This is a genomic window from Sphaerisporangium corydalis (genome assembly GCF_025506355.1).
Lineage (GTDB): Bacteria > Actinomycetota > Actinomycetes > Streptosporangiales > Streptosporangiaceae > Sphaerisporangium > Sphaerisporangium corydalis.
This window is the reverse complement of the sequence record NZ_JANZYP010000024.1, coordinates 93,191-109,433: the sequence shown is the minus strand read 5'-3', so window position 1 is coordinate 109,433 and position 16,243 is coordinate 93,191. Positions and strand designations below refer to the sequence as shown.

The window sequence follows — 16,243 nt, the reverse complement described above, 5'->3', positions numbered from 1 at the left end:
CGCCGCCCCACCCGCGCCGCCCCGTACGAAGCCCGCCGCCTCGCCCGCCCCCGGCGCTCCCGCCCGTGCCACGCCTCGTGCACCCGTCGGCGGTCCGGCCGACCCTCCGGGTACCGAGACGGGCGCCACCATCCCGGCCACACCGGGCGCCGCTCCGCCTCCCCCGGGGCGCCCCGCCGCCTCGCCGGGCAAGACCCCTCCGGCCCGCGCCAACCCGACGACGACGCCCACGCCCGCCATGGCCTGGCCCCAGCCCGGCGCGGCGGGCAGGCGTACCGGCCCGCCGGAGGCTCCGGCCGCCGCGGGGTCGAACACGGTCTCGGACGCGGCTTCGGGCGCGGCTTCGGACGCGGCTTCGGACGCGGAGCCCACGCCGGACAGCGGGTTCGAGGTGGACGCCGGGTTCCTGGCGGGCGCCGGTTTCGACCCGGACGCCGATCCCGAGCAGACCATGACGGTCATCCGTCCGAGGTCGGGCCTGCGCATCCCCCCTCCCGCCCCGGACGACGAGGACGCCCAGTCCACGATGGTGGGGCAGATCCCGGCGATCACCTCACCACCGCCCCCTCCCCCGGCCCCGGCCATGCCCCCGGCCGCCGCCGCGCCGCCCGTCCCGTCCAGGACACCGGCGCCTCCGGCCGCCCCGTACGCGCACCCGTACGGCCGGGCGCCGCAGCAGCCGGTCCCCGCGAGCGAGCGCACCCAGGTCGTGCCGAAGATGGAAGCGCGGCCCTGGGACCAGGCGCCGCAGGGGCCCGACGACGTGCCGACCAGGACGGGGGCCGAGGCCTTCGGCGGCCCGCCCGGGTCCGCGCAGGCGTTCGCCCAGCAGGGCGTGGCGCCCGACGAGGCCACCATGTGGAACGACCCCGCCGCCGACAACGGCCTCGGCACCGACCTGTTCGCCTTCCAGGGCACGGCCCCGCCCCGGAGCGGCAGCCCCACCGGGATGATCATCCTGGTCGTCGTCGCCCTGCTCGGGCTGGCGGCCATCGTCATGCTCGTCGCCGCCGCGCTCTCGCACAGCGCTCCCAGCGCTCCCGCGGGGGCCAAGGTGCCGGTCGGCGCGGCGTCCGTCGAGAAGGGCAGCGCGAGCGCGGACGCCGCGCCCGCGCCGGGCCTTCGCCGGTACGTCGACAAGACCGGTTTCGTGATCGACCTGCCGGCCAAGCTGCGCGCCGTCGCCAAGGGCGGCAGCGTCGGGTTCAGCGCCGCCGGGGACGTCCGCACGGTGCGGATCAGCCGCTCGGCGGACGGCACGGCCGACGTCCTCGGCGCGGCGCGCGCGGCGGAGAAGCGGGCCCTCGCGGCGGGCACCTATCCCGGGTACAAGCTCGTCCGCCTCGCCGTGACCCGCCCGGCGCCGTACGCGGGCACCGAGGTGGCCGACTGGGAGTTCACCTACACCGCGCCCACCGGCCCGGCGCACGTGCTCTCACGCTGGGTGTCGGTGCCGGGCGGCCCGAGCTACGCGATCTACTGGTCCACGCCGGAGACCACGTGGAAGAGCCACCGGCCACAGCTCGTGACGGTGCTGTCCTCGTTCCACCCGGCCCGCGGGAGCACATCCGGCGGTTCGTAGAGCAAGACTGGGGTCATGCAGGATTTCCGGATCGAACATGACTCGATGGGCGAGGTTCGCGTCCCGGCGGCGGCCAAGTGGCGGGCGCAGACGCAGCGAGCGGTGGAGAACTTCCCGATCTCCGGGCGCGGGCTCGAACCGGCCCACATAGCCGCGCTGGGGCTGATCAAGGCCGTGGCGGCGGAGGTGAACGGCGAGCTGGGCGTCCTCACCGGCGACATGGCCGAGGCCATCTCCGAGGCCGCCACCGACGTCGCCGAGGGCGAGTGGAACGGCGAGTTCCCGATCGACGTCTTCCAGACCGGCTCGGGCACCTCCTCCAACATGAACGCCAACGAGGTGGTCGCCACACTGGCCGAGAAGCGCCTCGGCCGCCAGGTGCACCCGAACGACCACGTCAACGCCTCACAGTCGTCCAATGACGTGTTCCCGTCGTCCATCCACGTGGCGGCGATGATCGACGTCGTCTACGAGCTGATCCCGGCGCTGGACCACCTGACCGTGGCGCTGCGCCAGAAGTCCGTGGAGTTCGCCGAGCTGGTCAAGGCCGGGCGCACCCACCTGATGGACGCCACGCCCGTGACCCTCGGCCAGGAGTTCGGCGGGTACGCCGCGCAGGTGGAGAACGGCATCGCGCGGCTGCGCTCGACGCTGCCCCGGGTCGCCGAGCTGCCGCTGGGCGGCACGGCGGTCGGCACGGGCATCAACACCCCGCCGGGCTTCGCGCAGGGGGTGGTGCGCAAGCTGAGGGAGGCCACCGAGCTGCCGTTCACCGAGGCGCGGGACCACTTCGAGGCCCAGGGCGCCCGTGACGCGCTGGTCGAGCTGTCCGGGCAGTTCCGCGTGATCGCCGTGTCCCTCAACAAGATCGCGAACGACCTGCGGTGGATGGGGTCGGGGCCGCGCGCGGGCCTGGGCGAGATCAACCTCCCCGACCTGCAGCCCGGCTCCTCGATCATGCCCGGCAAGGTCAACCCGGTCGTCCCCGAGGCGGTCTGCATGGTGGCGGCCCAGGTGATCGGCAACGACGCGGCCGTCACGTTCGCCGGGGCGTCGGGGACCTTCGAGCTCAACGTGATGATGCCGGTCATCGCCCGGAACGTCCTGGAGTCCTCGCGCCTGCTGGCCAGCGTGTCCCGGCTGCTCGCCGACAAGTGCGTCCACCGGATCACGGCCAACCGCGAGCGGCTCCGCGAGTACGCCGAGTCCTCGCCGTCGATCGTGACACCGCTGAACCGCTACCTCGGGTACGAGGAGGCGGCGAGCATCGCCAAGCAGTCGCTCAAGGAGCGCAAGACGATCAAGGAGGTCGTGATCGAACGCGGGCACGTCACCTCGGGCAAGCTGACCGAGGACCAACTCGACGCCGCCCTCGACGTCCTCGCCATGACCATCCGCCCCCAGTAGGCCCCCGGGCCGCGCGGTACCGGTCGTGATCAATTGCGATCAGTCGTGATCAGTCACCCTCGCTGCGCGGACCAGGCCGAGGAGTTCCAGCGGGGCGTAGCGGGATGACGATCGTCAGCGCGGGGTGCGGCCGAGGTAGCGGAGCAGGTCGTCGACGACCGGGGTGGGGGAAGGGCTGCCGGCGGCCTCGGCCTCCACCACGGGAGCGTAGGCGCCCCACTGGCGCAGCGGTTCGACGATTCCCCGCGCGGCGGCGAGAAGATGGCCCGCGAGCTCGTCGTCAAGCGGGGACGGCCGGCCCGTGGCGATCGCGATGTCCCATGCGTGCACGGCGGCGTCGAGCGCGCACATCACCGCGGCGACCGGGGTGGGCAGGTCACCGTGCGGCAGCGGCGTCGGAACGGTCTCGGTGTCGTCGGACACCGTCGCCCACGCCGCGGCGGTCTGCTCGATGGCGTCTTTCACCAGCTCCGCCGCGGTGCCGTCGACGGCTCCGGAAGGCGAGAAGGGGTCGTAGGCCGGACCGCTTCCGATGCCGAGCATCTTCGCGTAGGCGAGCTGGTCGCCCGCGGCGTGCTGAATCACCTGGGTGACCGTCCATTCCGAGCACGGGGTGGCGTTGTCCCCCTGCCCGTCCCGCACACCCGCGACGCTGTTCTCCAGCGCCCGGTACGAGGCGGCCAGCACCTCACGCCAGACCGGCCGCAGGGAGGTGACGGTGTCGGTGTCGGTCGTGTTCATGATTTTGCCTTTCGATCTCTTCCTTGCCTGTGACACCAACCTAGGGGCCCATTAGGCTACTTTCGTTCCTAATTGCTTGGTGAGGGTGGGAATTCGATGGCTCCGACGACGACCCGAGTGCTGCGCCTGCTGTCCCTGCTGCAGGACCGGTCTTACGTCGGCCGCGAACTCGCCGAGCGCCTCGGCGTCACCGGACGCACACTGCGGCACGACATTCAGCGCCTCCGCGAACTCGGCTATCCGGTGCACGCCGTGCGCGGCGCGGTAGGCGGATACCGGCTCGGACAGGGCGCGAAGATGCCCCCGCTGCTGCTCGACGACGACGAGGCGGTGGCCGTGGCGCTGGCCGTCGGCCTGGCCGAGGACGGCTCCACCGGGATCGCGGACATCGACGCCAGCCTCACCCGGGCACTCGCCAAGCTCCAGCAGATCCTCCCCAAACGCCTGCAGCGCAAGGTGACCGCCCTGCGGTCGGCCACCGCGGTCGGGCCCGCCACCGTCGGCTCCCGCGAGCCGGACGCCCCGGTGCCCGCCGCCACCCTCACCGTCGTCGCGGGCGCGATCCGCGATGGCGCGACCCTGTCGGCGACCCGCGCCGACACCGAGACCGAGGTGGAGCCCTACCGCCTGATCAGCTGGCGCCGCCGCTGGTTCCTGGTCGCCTACGACCTCGGCGCGCACGCCTGGCAGGCGCTACCCGTCGCCGACCTGACCCGCGTCCGGTCCGCGTCCCGCCGCTTCGCCGCCCGGTCCCTGCCCGACGACGACCTCGTCGCCTTCGTCCTGCGCGAAGTCGCGCAGACCGGCTGGAAGGTCCACGCCCGCGTCACCGTCCTCGCCCCCGCCGAAACCGTGATCGCCCGCATCAACCCCGCCGTCGGCGTCGTCGAAGCCGTCGACTCCCACACCAGCGTCCTCGTCACCGGTGCCGACGCCCTGGAGACCATCGCCATCTACCTCAGCATGCTGATGATGGACTTCCGCGTCGACGGCCCACCCGAACTGGTCGCCCACATCCGCACCCTCGCCCGCCGCTACACCGAAGCCCTCGACGGGTAGGCCGACCGGCATGCCCGTCAACGATGGTCGAGGCCGCTCGGAGCATGGAGCAGTTCCTGACAGCCATGGACAAAGGCTCTCGCTCCGCTCGAACAGTGTTTCGAAGGGCTTCGCCCCTGCCGGCAGGTAGCCGACGCACCCGTGTCCATGAGGCCACCCGTGATCAGGACTCGCCCGGTTCTATGTGTCCGGAGGGCAGGTGCCAGTCCCCGTCGTGGAAGCCGGTGTTCCGGCGTCGGCCGAGCAGGATCTCACCGCCTCGGCGCAGGATCACGTGCAGGTCGATAGGGGTCTTGTAGCGCTCTTCGGGCATGACGTCGTTCCTTGTCTTCGAGGTTGGTGCGGGCGGGTCGCCGCGTCCGGCAACGTTGCCGGAGCGAGTGGACACCCGCAGGTGATCGGACTGGTCGGTTCGCCGGGGCCGCCGTCCAATACCGGCACTCGACCGGCTCATGACCGATCTCCGGCACCACCGCGCCCCCTCCCCTAACCTGGAGGACATCGGCACAGGCGAGGGACTTTCAATGCGTGGAGAAACCTCAGGACCCGAAGGCCGCGACGAGTCGATCGGCTTCCGGATCGCTCGTGAGCGTAAGCTGCGCGGCCTCACCCAGACGCGGCTGGCGGAGCTCGTTCCCTGCTCGAAGAGCCTGATCGCCCAGGTCGAACGTGGTCACAAGCCCGCCACCCCCGCCCTCGTCGCAGGCGTCGCGCGAGCGTTGCGAACCGCCCCGGGCACCCTCACCGGACAGCCGTACGAGGAGACCGGCCGCCATCAGGGGCGGATCCATGCGGCCGTTCCGGAGGTACGGCGGGCGCTGCTGACCTGGGACCTCCCTGACGAGGAGATGCCTGTTCGCCCGGTCGAGCGGTTGCGCGCCGACGTCGCCCACGCCTCGGCCCTCGGCAGGCAGGCCAGGTACGCCCAGCTCGGCGAGATGCTCCCCGCGCTCCTGGACGAGCTGACCCGTGCCGCCCGGTCGGCCGACGGCTCGCGGAGGAACGAGCTGTACGCACTGCTCTCCGAGGCCTACACGGGGGCCACGGCCATCGCCTACGCCCTCGGCCTCTTGGACCTGCGCGGCCTCGCCATGGAACGCGTCGCCTGGGCCGCCTCCGAGTCGCAGGACCCGCTTCGGGTCGCCCGCACGCAGTGGCAGCGCGCCACGCTCTTCTTGAACACCGCGAGCTACGACAAGGGGCTCGTCCTGCTGGAGCGGATCCGACGCGAGATCGGCGACGATCCCAGCCGTCTGAGCCCTGCCGAGATCAGCATGTACGGCGCCGCGCACCTCCGCTCGGCCGTGTTCGCCGCACGCGCCGCGAACCGCCCGACCGCGCTGGAGCACATCGAGTACGCGCGGGAGGCCGCACGGTACCTCGGGGGCGACGCGAACCACTACGGACTCGAGTTCGGCCCCTCGAACGTGATCATGCATCACGTCGCGGTCGCCGTTGAGCTCTGCGACGGCACCGAGGCGGTACGGCTGGCCGGGCAGGAGCCGCTGCCGCCATCGGTCGCGCCCGTCCGGCTCGGTCACCACTACATCGACCTGGCCCGAGGCTGGCTCTACCACGGCGACCGCCGCAAATCCTTCGCGACGCTCCTGGACGCCCGCCGCGTCGCCCCCCAGCAGACCCGCAACCACCCCATGGTCCGCGAAACCATACGAATGCTCGTACAACTCGACCGCCGCTGCTCCAAACCCCTCAGCACCTTCGCCACCTGGCTCGGCATGCACTGACCCCATGCTCCCGGCCAGTGGACTTCTTCCCGGAGGCAGAACGCCCGGAGGACCCTGCCGGTTCAGCGGTGGGCGCGCATGGCGCTGAGGAGCCACTGGAAGGCTGGTACGGCTGATTCGTCTGGGATGCGGCCGTTGACCAGGCTCAGAAGGTGCCAGTACCGCTCGATGGCCGGATCGGTGACCCCTTCGAGCCAGGCGATCAGGTCCGCGTTCTCCTCCGAGGACTGGTCCGCCGGGACGATCCGATCCAGGACGATGCGGCCACGCGCTGAGCCCGGCTAGACGCCCTCCTCGACGGCGCCGCCCGCGTTCAGCAGGACCAGGGGCCGCAGCTCAAGGCCGAACTCCAGGCGGCTGTCCTCCCGCCCGCCCAGCACCAGCCGCCGTACCGCCCCACGGAAGTCCGCGTCCGCGACGAGATCGCCAAGCTCGATCCACGCCTCGACCTGCTCGGGCGCGGGATCGTCCGGCAGTTCGCTCGGCATCTCCCGCATCCACCCCGCGACGATCTCGGTCTCCTGACCGCCGACTCCCTCGAAGACCCACGTCACGAACTCGTCGATGATCTGCTGACGTTCTTCCGCCGACTTCCGTGCCAGCTTGTGCATCTGCGGCATCTCCCTGATATCGGTGTACTTGGCGAGACCCCGGAGGATCGCCCTGCGGGACCGGAGCAGCCGGATCTCCGCGTCCAGCGCCTCGGCATGAACCTCGACCGCCTCGGCCAGGGACGTCCGCCGGCTCAGGATCCGCTGGATCACCTCCAGCCCCAGCCCGAGATCCCGAAGCGTGCTCACCAGCTCCAGCCGCGCCACGGCCTCGTCGTCGTACAACCGGTAACCCCCCGCCGAACGACCCGACGGCGGCACCGCCCCCGCGTCCGACCAGAACCTGATCGTCCGCGCCGACAACCCCGTACGCCCCGCCAACTGCCCAATGGTGAGCAACTCCCCTTCGCCATCCATGACCCCAGGCTGCACCTTCCACCCACTGGAACCTCAAGTCCCCGAACGCGACGTCCCCAGCCGTTCATGCGCGGTCGGCTGACCTCGACCCGGAAGTTGACGGTGTACTCGTGGCGCCCGGAGGCGCCGGTGCCGATGTGGATGGGCCCGGACTGGGAGCCGATCGCATCCCGCAACCAGGTACCGCCGCCCGTCGGAGGCCGGGCCGCGAACCCGGGCCTGGGTGGACGGCTCGTCGTAGCCGTCGGTCGCGGCCGATTCCGGGCCGCCGTACCGGGCGAGGACCACGAACTCGGCCGAGCCGGACGGCATGGTGGTCAGGTAGAGGGTGCCGTCCGTACGTGCCGAGGTCGAGCTCCTCAGACAGGACGGCGAACTCTTCCAGGAGAGTCAAGCTCCACCACCACCCGTGAGTCATGTATTGAAGTCGCGTCGTATCGCTGGATATCGGATGGACATAAGCCCAAATGAGAGCGCCTTTGATCTGTTTTCTGTAACGGCGCCCTCACTGGGTGATATCGGCCTCTACCGTCACCTCATGGCGCGTGCGAAGACGGTGAATCTCGTCGGCCCGGTGATCGTCGTTCTTCTGATCGTCGGCGGTTGCAGCAAGCTCATCGAGTCGGTATTCGGGGGTGACGACCCGGCGCAGGCCGCTCAGCCCGCAGGGCCGGTGTACGTCCCAGATCTGCGGAAGACAACCCTCGTCGACGCCGAGAACAAGACCGAGGCGCTCGGGGTGGACCTGTCGGCCGACGGCATCGGGAGCAGCAGCTATTGTCCCGACGAAACCGATTGTGTGATCTACCGGATGTCGCCGAAACCCGGCACCGTGGTCAAGGCGGGCGCCGAGGTAGCCGTCAAGTTCGTGACCCGCGAGGAGTGGGCCTGGTACCGGAAGCATCGGAAGATGCCCAACGTGGTCGGCTGGTCGGAGACCAAAGCCGACGGCCTGTTCGACGTTGTGGATTCCACGGTGGACTCCGCGAGCAAGGAGTCAACGAGGGTGGCGGTGGGCAAGGACGTGGTGCTCGCTCAGTCCCCGAAACCTGGCCGGCCGCTGCGGATCGGCCAGAAGATCAAACTGGTGATCGGCTACAACTTCGGCATGTCGAGCGGTACTGGTGATCTGCCGAATGGCAACCTCAACCCGCCTAACGGGCGGGGCGAAAGCCGATTCTGTAGCCACCGCTGGTGGTGCTAGCGCAGGGACCGCCGGATCTCCGCCGCCACGATCTCCCCGAAGACCGGGGGTCTCAGTGCGCATCGGGTCTTCCGGGGACCTGGCCTTCCGGCCGAGGTCGTACCGGTCGGTGAGATCCTCGTGCTGCCGGGTCGCGTACGGGCCGTCGAAGGACACCGCGCCGACCAGATTCGCCTCGTCCACCGAAGGGGTCGCTGCGCGTCCTCGACGAGCTCGCGAAGCCGGCGACCCGGCACGCGGAACCTGTTCGCAGGTACGGTGACGTCGTGACCGTGGTGGACATCGTGACCGTGGACGGCGGCCAGCTCGTCTCGCGCGCCGAACTGGCCGACGACGGCACCGTCACGTATACCGGCGGGTCCTCGGCCGCCTCGGCGGTGCGCCGGTGGCGGGTTCTGAACCCCGGCGCGTCCGAGGCTGACGCCGTGCGCGCGGTCGCGCGGGGCGGCTGGTCCAACGGGTACCTCATGGTCGCCCAGGACGGCACCACACCCTGACAGCTGTGACCACCTGACTCGCCTGCGCCGTGTTGATGGTTCCATCGCCCCCCGCGAACCGGCGTCGTGTGTTCCCCACCACCGTATTGACCGTCTTGCGCTGCAAGATGTCCAAGCAGGTGTTCCGACCACGACTAACAGCCCGGTCCTCGTTCGCCACCAAGTACGGCTCGATCTCCCGTAGCGCTGCCAGGTAGCTCGTGGCCTGTTCGGCATTCGGTGTCGGCACGATAATGACCCGGCCTTCGCCCTTACGGCTCGCTTGGGCTGGTGCTGTCGAATCGGGCGCGGCGTTGGTCTGCTTGTCGTCTTCCCCGCCGAGCACCATGCCGATCACGACCAGAATGACGAACACGCTCACTACGGCGAGGAGCACGAGCTTCGCACGGTTCCTTTTCCGCGTCGGGGGTGGCTCCCATTGCTGGTGTGGGGGCGCGGGTCGCCGCGGGCCGGGCTGGTGCTGCGGCTGCTGAGGGTGCATGTCCCGCACCGTAGAGCCGCTCCTAGATCGTTCCGCGGAGGATCGCTCCGATAGATGCCCGCAATGGGCGAATTGCACCACCCGTATTCAGGGTTCGCCAGGCGCGACGTGGTCCTCGCCGTCGGAAATTGCTGGCCAACGCCGTCACCTACGGAAGACCACCGGTAAGGCTCTGCGTCTGGGCCGGGACGGAAAGTTCGTGGGTCCGGATGACCAACCAGGGGGCCGGTGAGCCGTCTCCGCTCAACCTGGGCGTCGACGCCGATCACGGCCGAGGCCTGGCCACAGTCGCCGCCCTCGCAGACGATCACGGCGTCACCCGGTCTCCGGACGCACCGGGCAAAACGGTCTGGGCGCAGTGGAGATACCTCACCGATGTGCCCTTCGACCGAGTGCCTTGACCATTCACGCAGCCCTTCGGCAGGGGCGAAGCCTCCGAAAACACTGTTCGAGCGAAGCGAGAGCCATTGATGGAGCGTGCCGAAGGACATCACCACGCACGCCTCGAATCAGCTGTTTGAGCAGGGCTTCGGCAGGGGCGAAGCCTCCGGAAAACACTGTTCGAGCGGAGCGAGAGCCATAGGCCGGAGTTACGAGCCGTGGTCGGGGGGTGGGGTGGGGAGGTAGCGCTGTTGGAGTTTGTGGGCGAGGCGGACGGCGTGGCGGCCGCCGGGGAGGTGGGTGGCGAGGCGGCCGAGGAGGGAGCGGCGGGTGGAGAGCATGCCGGGTTCGCCGCCGGCCTGGACGCGGGCGCGGCCGGCCCTGCCCATCTCCAGGACGAACCGCAGGTCGACCTCCTTGCCGTCGATGCGCAGCCGGGGCGCCCACAGGCCGGGGCCGATGTGCCCCTCGCCGGGCAGCCGGCGCACCGGGACCTTGGCGACCAGTTGCCCGGGGAACCGTCCAGGCACGCCGGGCTCGACGAGGGCGGGGATCGCGATGACGCGGCCCCGGCTGGCGATCTGCCGGAGCACCAGTTCGGCGGGCGGTCCCCCGCTCGGCGGGACGTACGGCACGGGCAGGACGACGAACACGTGGCCCTCGCGGTGGGTGACCGAGGCGCCAGGCGAGACGAGCACGATGGACTCGGAGAACGACCGGGGTTCGACGCAGACGCTCAGTTCCCGCTGTTCCGACCAGCAGGGGATGACCAGTTTGCGTGGTTCCCCGGCGAGCACGCCGACGCAGCTCAGCTGGGCGCCGTGCTGTCCGGCGACGCGGGTGCGGGCCTGCTGGGCTCCGCTGTGCATGCGGACGTGCACCTCCCACTCCCCCGAGCGCAGCGGGCGGCCGAACGCGGCGGTGCCGACGTCGAGCCGGGCACGGCCCACGGCCCAGACGCGCACCCGGTCGGCGTCCTGTGAGCGGCACACCTCGCCGGACACCGGGATGAAGAAGATCAGCCCGGTGTCGATGTGGCGGATGTAGACCTCCATGCGGGCCCGGGACACCGCGTCGGTGACGTCGGCGAGCGCGGCCGGCAGGACGAGGTCGCTGATGGGTGGGGTCCAGAAGAGGCGGTCGCCCTCGGCGCGGAAGGTCAGCGGGGCGCCGTGGGCGTCCACGATCTCCACGGCGAGGTCCATGGTCAGGGAGCCGTCCTCCCAGCGCACGTCGCGGAGCTCGGCCCGCACGGACGTGCCCCTGAACGCCTCGCTGAGGGCCACCAGACGCCCTGGTTCGCCGGATCTGACCAGAACCGCCCGGGCGCGCAGATGGACCGGGAGATGGCGGTCCAGCTCTTCGGGGAACCGTTCGCGGGTCAGCTCGCGCAGCGAGGCGAAGAGCGCGGCCCGCTGGTCGGGGCGCGCGGAGAGCCAGGGGCGCCCGCCGAGCAGGCGGAGCACGCCGGTGCGGAACCAGTGGGCGTACATGCGGTCCCGCTGGTCCCCCGGGTCGCTGTGCGCGTCGATGACGTCGAGGACCGCCCGGATGCCTGACGCGTGGGCGGCCGGGTCCACCGGGCCTTCGGGGGACGGGCCGAGGTGGCAGCAGATGTGGTCGGCGAGCACCGCGATGACCTTGGCCGTCAGGTACGCCTTGACGACGAACGCCTGTTCCGACAGGTCCGGCTCGATGTCGGGGAAGCGGATGTCGCGCGCGTCGAGGAAGGCGCGGCGGAACAGCTTGTGCGCGGTCGGCAGCCCGAGGAGGCGGTCGCGCAGGATGTCGGCGCGCTCCCGGTTGCGGGTGAAGGCCCTCGGCGGTGGGTTGTCGCCGCTCACGAGCCGGCCGATCAGCACGTCGGCGTCGGTCTCGACAGCGGAGCGGTACATGACCTCCAGCGCGACGCGCGCGAGCCGGTCGCGCTGGCCGAGCAGGTAGACGTACTCGCCCTGGGCCACGGCCAGTCCCACGTTCCGGCCCCGGGCCGGTGAGCCGGCGTGCTCCAGGTGCAGGACCCTGACGTTGGGGCGGACGGCGGCGACGGCGTCGAGGCGTTCGCGCGTCCCGTCGCCCGACCGGTCGTCCGCGAAGATCACTTCGTACTCGTCCGAGGGCATGGACTGCTCCAGGAGCGAACGTACGCACGCGTCGAACGCGTCATCGTCCGGGCCTGGCTCTGATACCGGCACCACCACGCTGACCTTCACACCCATGTGGGCCAGCGTGCGACGGGGACCGGCGAAACGGCGTCAGGCTTGCCGAAACGTCAAACAACCCTGACTAAGAGTTCGCGCTGTTCAGTATCCGGCCCGCACGGGCGAGCCGGGCGGGCGGATCAGTACGAGCCGGTCAGTACCAGCCGACGGACTGGGAGTGGCCCCAGGCGCCGCAGGGGGACTTGTACCGGGCGGCGATGTAGCCGAGGCCCCAGGCGATCTGGGTCGCGGCGCTGGTCTGCCAGTCGCCGCCGGCGCTCGCCATCTTGCTGCCGGGCAGGGCCTGGGGGATGCCGAACGCGCCGCTGCTGCGGTTCATGGCCCGCTCGTTCCAGTGGCTCTCGCGGTCCCAGAGCTTCTCCAGGCAGCCCCACTCGCCGCTCCAGCCGCGCGCGGCGGCCATCTTCTGGCCGAGCGCCTTGTTGCTGCCGGGGTTGGGCCGGGAGCCGGGCGGGAACGCCTGGGCGGTGAAGCCCTCGCCTCCCGGGGCCTTCTTGACGATCTTCACCGGGTCGAAGCCGGCGGCGGTCTTCTGACGGGCGGCCTTGATGTCGTACGCCCGCTGCGCCTGGGCGGCGACGGCCTTGAGCGCGTCGGTCTTGGCGTCGGGGGCGAACGGGTCGTTGACGCGGGTGAGCTCCTCCAGCGTGAGGGGCGTGCCGGTGGCCGCGTCGTTCTCCTTCATGGTCTTGACCACGAACACGCCGAGCGCGGCGATCACCGCGAAGGAGAGGCCGACGACGGCGACGCGCTTGACGGACAGCAATGGCTTGCGGGCCGACTTCGGCCGGGCGCGCCCACGCGGCGGCGGCGGGGGTCGTTCCTCGTCCCGCCTGCCTCGCCTGTCCCTCAACTGCTGACCAGAGCTCACGGCCTATGAGCTTGCCGTGACATGGGGGGTGGTCCGCAACCCAAACGGAAAAGTTATTTGACGGTTACTTGCCCTAACCCATGAGTAACGTGGCCTTATCCCACTGAATGTGATTTTCGTCACACCAAGGGTTCGAGGTCCGCCCTCCGGACCCCCGCACCGGAGGGCGGTGGAGCGGCGAACCACTCGAGGAGGCAAACCCGCGCACGAGACCCCGATCTCGCGGCGCCTGCGGACCGGTGCGGCACGAGGGACGACGCGGCGAACGGGATCGGACGCGGACCCCCTCAGGCTGCTTAGTTACTATCGGGGTTCCGTGGGCGCCAGGTCACAGTTTTGTGACATAGAAGGGGCTAACGGAGTTTCGGCAATAATGTCCGGGTGGCCGGCATCCTGCTCGTTGAAGATGATCTTTCTGTCCGGACGGGCCTTGAGCTGGCACTCACGCGGCAGGGACACTCCGTCACCGCCTACGGGACCGGCGAGGAGGCCCTCGATCACGTGCGCGCACGGCGCCCGGAGATCGTGATCCTCGACGTCATGCTCCCCGGCATCGACGGGGTCGAGGTGTGCCGCCGCATCCGCAGGCTCGACTCCCTGCCGATCATCCTGCTCACCGCGCGCGGCGACGACCTGGACATGGTGGTCGGGCTGGAGGCGGGCGCCGACGACTACGTGGTCAAGCCCGTCGAACCGCGCGTCCTGGACGCCCGCATCCGGGCCGTCCTGCGCCGGCTGGAGTCCGCCTCGGCCGACCGGATCAGCTTCGGCGACCTGGTGATCGACCGGGGGGCGCTGAAGGTCACCCTGGCCAACCGCGAGATCCACCTCACCCCCACCGAGCTGCGCCTGCTGCTCGAACTGGTCCGCCACCCGGGGCAGGTGCTCAACCGCCGCTACCTGCTGCGCGCGGTCTGGGACCACAACCACGTCGCCGACTCCCGCCTGGTGGACGCCTGCGTCCAGCGCATCCGCGCCAAGATCGAGCCCGTCCCGGCCGAGCCGGTGTTCATCCACACCGTGCGCGGGTTCGGGTACCGCTTCAGCCCGCCGTGAACCTCGGCCGCCGTCGTCCCACCGGGCTGCGCGGCCGGCTGGTCATCACCTTCATCCTGGTCGCGGTGACCGCCTCGGCCCTGGTGGCGGGCATCGGCTACCAGCTCGTCCGCCGCGCGCTCCTCGACCGCGTGGAGAACGGCGCCACCGTCGACGTCCGGGACGTCCTGCAGCGGGTCTCGCTGCCCATCGGCACCAGCGACCTGCTGTGGCCGACCGACTCGGTGGTCACCGAGAGCGACCTGAACGACCTCGCCGAATCCCTCGGCGGCCCCGACCGGCAGGTGATCCTGCGGTACGGCGACCAGGAACGGCTGAGCACCGGCACCAGTTTCGGTCTCACCGACGTCCCCGCGGAGGTGCGCAGGCGCGCGTCCACGCGCATGGTCCGCGAGCGGCTGCTGATCAGGGACGAGCCGTGGCTGCTCATCGGCACCCAGGTCCACCGGCTGACCAGGACCGGGGCGATCAGGCCGACCGGCATGTCGGTCTTCGTGTTCGTCTCGCTCAAGGAGGAGGACGGCGTCCTCGCCCGGCTGCGCACGGCCCTGGCCCAGGCGTCGGGGATCACCCTGGCGATCGCGCTCACCGTCGCCCTGGTGTCGGCGCGCAGCGTCCTGCTGCCGGTGCGCAGGCTCGGCGACGCCGCACGCGCGCTGGGCGCCGGCCGCCTGGACACCCGCCTGCCCGTGCACGGCCGGGACGAGCTGGCCGGGCTGTCCGCGACCTTCAACGACACCGCCTCCGCCCTGGAGCAGACCGTCTCGGAGCTGCGCGCCCTGGAGGCCATGTCACGGCGGTTCGTCGCCGACGTGTCCCACGAGCTGCGCACGCCCCTGACCGCCATGACGGCGGTGACCGACATGCTCACCGAGGAGGCCGAGCACCTTCCCCCGGACGCGGGCAAGGCGGTGGACCTGGTGGTCCGCGAGATCAACCGGCTGCGGATCCTGGTGGAGCACCTCATCGAGGCCAGCAGGCTGGACTCGGGCGTCGCCGTGCTGGTCAGGGAGAACGTCGACGTCGGCGTGGCGCTCGCCGACTGCCTGGAGATCCGCGGCTGGACCGGTCGGGTGCGCCTGGTGGTGCCGCGCGGGCTGTCGTTCTCGCTGGACCCCCGGCGGTTCGACGTGATCGTCGCCAACCTGATGGGCAACGCCCTGTCCCACGGCGCGCCGCCGGTGACGGCGACCGCGCGGGCCCTCGACCACGGCCTGGAGGTGCGGGTGCGCGACCGGGGGAAGGGCATCCCGGCGCAGGCGCTCCCGCACGTGTTCGAGCGCTTCTACAAGGTCGGCGCCGGCCGGGCGCGCAGCGAGGGCAGCGGGCTCGGGCTCGCCATCGCCAAGGCGAACGCCGAACTGCACGGCGGGACGATCACGGTCGAGCGGTGCGATCCCGGGACCCGGTTCATCGTGTGGATACCGCACCCATGACGCCCCTGAGGATCCTGATGAGCCCTCGGCCGCGCGCCCTGGTCCTGCTGCTGATCCTGGTCGGCGCGGTGGCCTGCGGCGTGGACCCGACCGGGACCGTGGACGCCGGGCCGGCCCCGGTGATCAGCGCGCGCGGGGCGGCGGCGAGCGTGTACCTGCTGCGGGACGGGCGGCTGGCGCCCAAGAACGTCGCCACCGCCTCCTCCGCCGCCCAGGACGTCATCACCGCCCTGTTCGAGGTGGGCAAACGGCCCGGGGACGGCCTCGGCACCGCCCTTGGCGGGTTCCGGCTGGAACAGACCGTCCTCGGGCGGTACGGCGTGGACCGGGGTGTGCGCAACGACCCGGAGAACCCCGTGGGCCTGCGGCTGCACGTGATCGTGAACGGTCCCGGCCGGCTCGGCAGGACGGCGATGGCCCAGATCACCTGTACCGCGCGGCTGCGCGAGGAGATCTGGGCCGTGAAGATCACTCAGACGACGTCCAAGGGTCCGATGGCGCTGGGTGAGCACACCTGCCGCGAGTACCACGACCTCGCGGCGGCGGGCGTCAACCTCCCCCCGTGACCAGGACGAGCCTGGTGTGCCGATCAG

General features: G+C 71.0%; 14 protein-coding genes and 1 pseudogene. 9 read left to right on the top strand and 6 right to left on the bottom strand.

Going from position 1 to position 16,243, the window contains the following annotated elements; genetic code table 11:
* Both NYZ98_RS18615 and NYZ98_RS18610 read left to right on the top strand, forming a co-directional pair.
* Positions 1-1,582: pseudogene (locus NYZ98_RS18615) on the top strand (hypothetical protein); the annotation flags it as partial.
* Positions 1,583-1,597: 15 nt separating this feature from the next.
* Complete coding sequence (locus NYZ98_RS18610) at positions 1,598-2,989, top strand: class II fumarate hydratase (RefSeq protein ID WP_262844074.1); 1,392 nt, start codon at positions 1,598-1,600, stop codon at positions 2,987-2,989.
* A gap of 114 nt (positions 2,990-3,103) precedes the next feature.
* On the opposite strand, the gene NYZ98_RS18605 is transcribed toward NYZ98_RS18610, so the two are convergent.
* Positions 3,104-3,730: a TIGR03086 family metal-binding protein gene (locus NYZ98_RS18605; RefSeq protein WP_262844073.1), complete on the bottom strand. Its 627-nt coding sequence runs from the start codon at positions 3,728-3,730 to the stop codon at positions 3,104-3,106.
* A gap of 96 nt (positions 3,731-3,826) precedes the next feature.
* Here NYZ98_RS18605 and NYZ98_RS18600 point away from each other — a divergent pair, with 96 nt between their 5' ends.
* On the top strand, positions 3,827-4,789 hold the full coding sequence (locus NYZ98_RS18600) for a helix-turn-helix transcriptional regulator (protein ID WP_262844072.1): 963 nt from the start codon (positions 3,827-3,829) through the stop codon (positions 4,787-4,789).
* A 163-nt stretch (positions 4,790-4,952) separates the two neighbouring features.
* Here NYZ98_RS18600 and NYZ98_RS18595 read toward each other — a convergent pair whose 3' ends face one another.
* Positions 4,953-5,102: an NUDIX domain-containing protein gene (locus NYZ98_RS18595; protein WP_262844071.1), complete on the bottom strand. Its 150-nt coding sequence runs from the start codon at positions 5,100-5,102 to the stop codon at positions 4,953-4,955.
* Between the two features lie 211 nt (positions 5,103-5,313).
* On the opposite strand from NYZ98_RS18595, the gene NYZ98_RS18590 reads away from it, so the two are divergent.
* Positions 5,314-6,534 carry a helix-turn-helix domain-containing protein gene (locus NYZ98_RS18590; protein ID WP_262844070.1) on the top strand — a complete coding sequence of 407 codons (1,221 nt, stop codon included), beginning with the start codon at positions 5,314-5,316 and terminating at the stop codon, positions 6,532-6,534.
* 281 nt (positions 6,535-6,815) lie between these two features.
* Here NYZ98_RS18590 and NYZ98_RS18585 read toward each other — a convergent pair whose 3' ends face one another.
* Positions 6,816-7,502, bottom strand: coding sequence for a helix-turn-helix domain-containing protein (locus NYZ98_RS18585; protein ID WP_262844069.1), 687 nt, complete (start codon positions 7,500-7,502; stop codon positions 6,816-6,818).
* Between the two features lie 538 nt (positions 7,503-8,040).
* Here NYZ98_RS18585 and NYZ98_RS18580 point away from each other — a divergent pair.
* Together NYZ98_RS18580 and NYZ98_RS18575 are read left to right on the top strand one after the other, a co-directional pair.
* Positions 8,041-8,706: a PASTA domain-containing protein gene (locus NYZ98_RS18580; protein WP_262844068.1), complete on the top strand. Its 666-nt coding sequence runs from the start codon at positions 8,041-8,043 to the stop codon at positions 8,704-8,706.
* Between the two features lie 266 nt (positions 8,707-8,972).
* On the top strand, positions 8,973-9,203 hold the full coding sequence (locus tag NYZ98_RS18575; RefSeq protein WP_262844067.1) for a hypothetical protein: 231 nt from the start codon (positions 8,973-8,975) through the stop codon (positions 9,201-9,203).
* Here NYZ98_RS18575 and NYZ98_RS18570 read toward each other — a convergent pair.
* The 3 genes from NYZ98_RS18570 to NYZ98_RS18560 form a co-directional block, all read right to left on the bottom strand.
* A complete protein-coding gene (locus tag NYZ98_RS18570; RefSeq protein ID WP_262844066.1) occupies positions 9,172-9,564 on the bottom strand; it encodes a DUF732 domain-containing protein in 393 nt (130 codons plus the stop codon). The genes NYZ98_RS18575 and NYZ98_RS18570 overlap by 32 nt on opposite strands.
* Positions 9,565-10,274: 710 nt before the next feature.
* Positions 10,275-12,284 carry a glycosyltransferase family 2 protein gene (locus NYZ98_RS18565; RefSeq protein WP_262844065.1) on the bottom strand — a complete coding sequence of 670 codons (2,010 nt, stop codon included), beginning with the start codon at positions 12,282-12,284 and terminating at the stop codon, positions 10,275-10,277.
* Between the two features lie 136 nt (positions 12,285-12,420).
* The gene (locus NYZ98_RS18560; RefSeq protein WP_262844064.1) at positions 12,421-13,140 is read right to left on the bottom strand and encodes an aggregation-promoting factor C-terminal-like domain-containing protein; all 720 of its coding nucleotides are present in this window, start codon (positions 13,138-13,140) and stop codon (positions 12,421-12,423) included.
* 399 nt (positions 13,141-13,539) lie between these two features.
* Between NYZ98_RS18560 and NYZ98_RS18555 the strand changes: the two genes are divergently transcribed.
* The 3 genes from NYZ98_RS18555 to NYZ98_RS18545 are packed head-to-tail and all read left to right on the top strand — an operon-like array spanning position 13,540 to position 16,216.
* On the top strand, positions 13,540-14,214 hold the full coding sequence (locus tag NYZ98_RS18555) for a response regulator transcription factor (RefSeq protein WP_262844063.1): 675 nt from the start codon (positions 13,540-13,542) through the stop codon (positions 14,212-14,214).
* Entirely contained in the window at positions 14,211-15,650 is a 1,440-nt protein-coding gene (locus NYZ98_RS18550) for a sensor histidine kinase (RefSeq protein ID WP_262844062.1), read from the top strand. The genes NYZ98_RS18555 and NYZ98_RS18550 overlap by 4 nt, the downstream gene beginning before the upstream one ends.
* 17 nt (positions 15,651-15,667) lie before the next feature.
* Positions 15,668-16,216 (top strand): hypothetical protein, encoded by a 549-nt coding sequence (locus NYZ98_RS18545; RefSeq protein ID WP_262844061.1) that lies wholly within the window; start codon positions 15,668-15,670, stop codon positions 16,214-16,216.
* Positions 16,217-16,243: the final 27 nt, after the last annotated feature.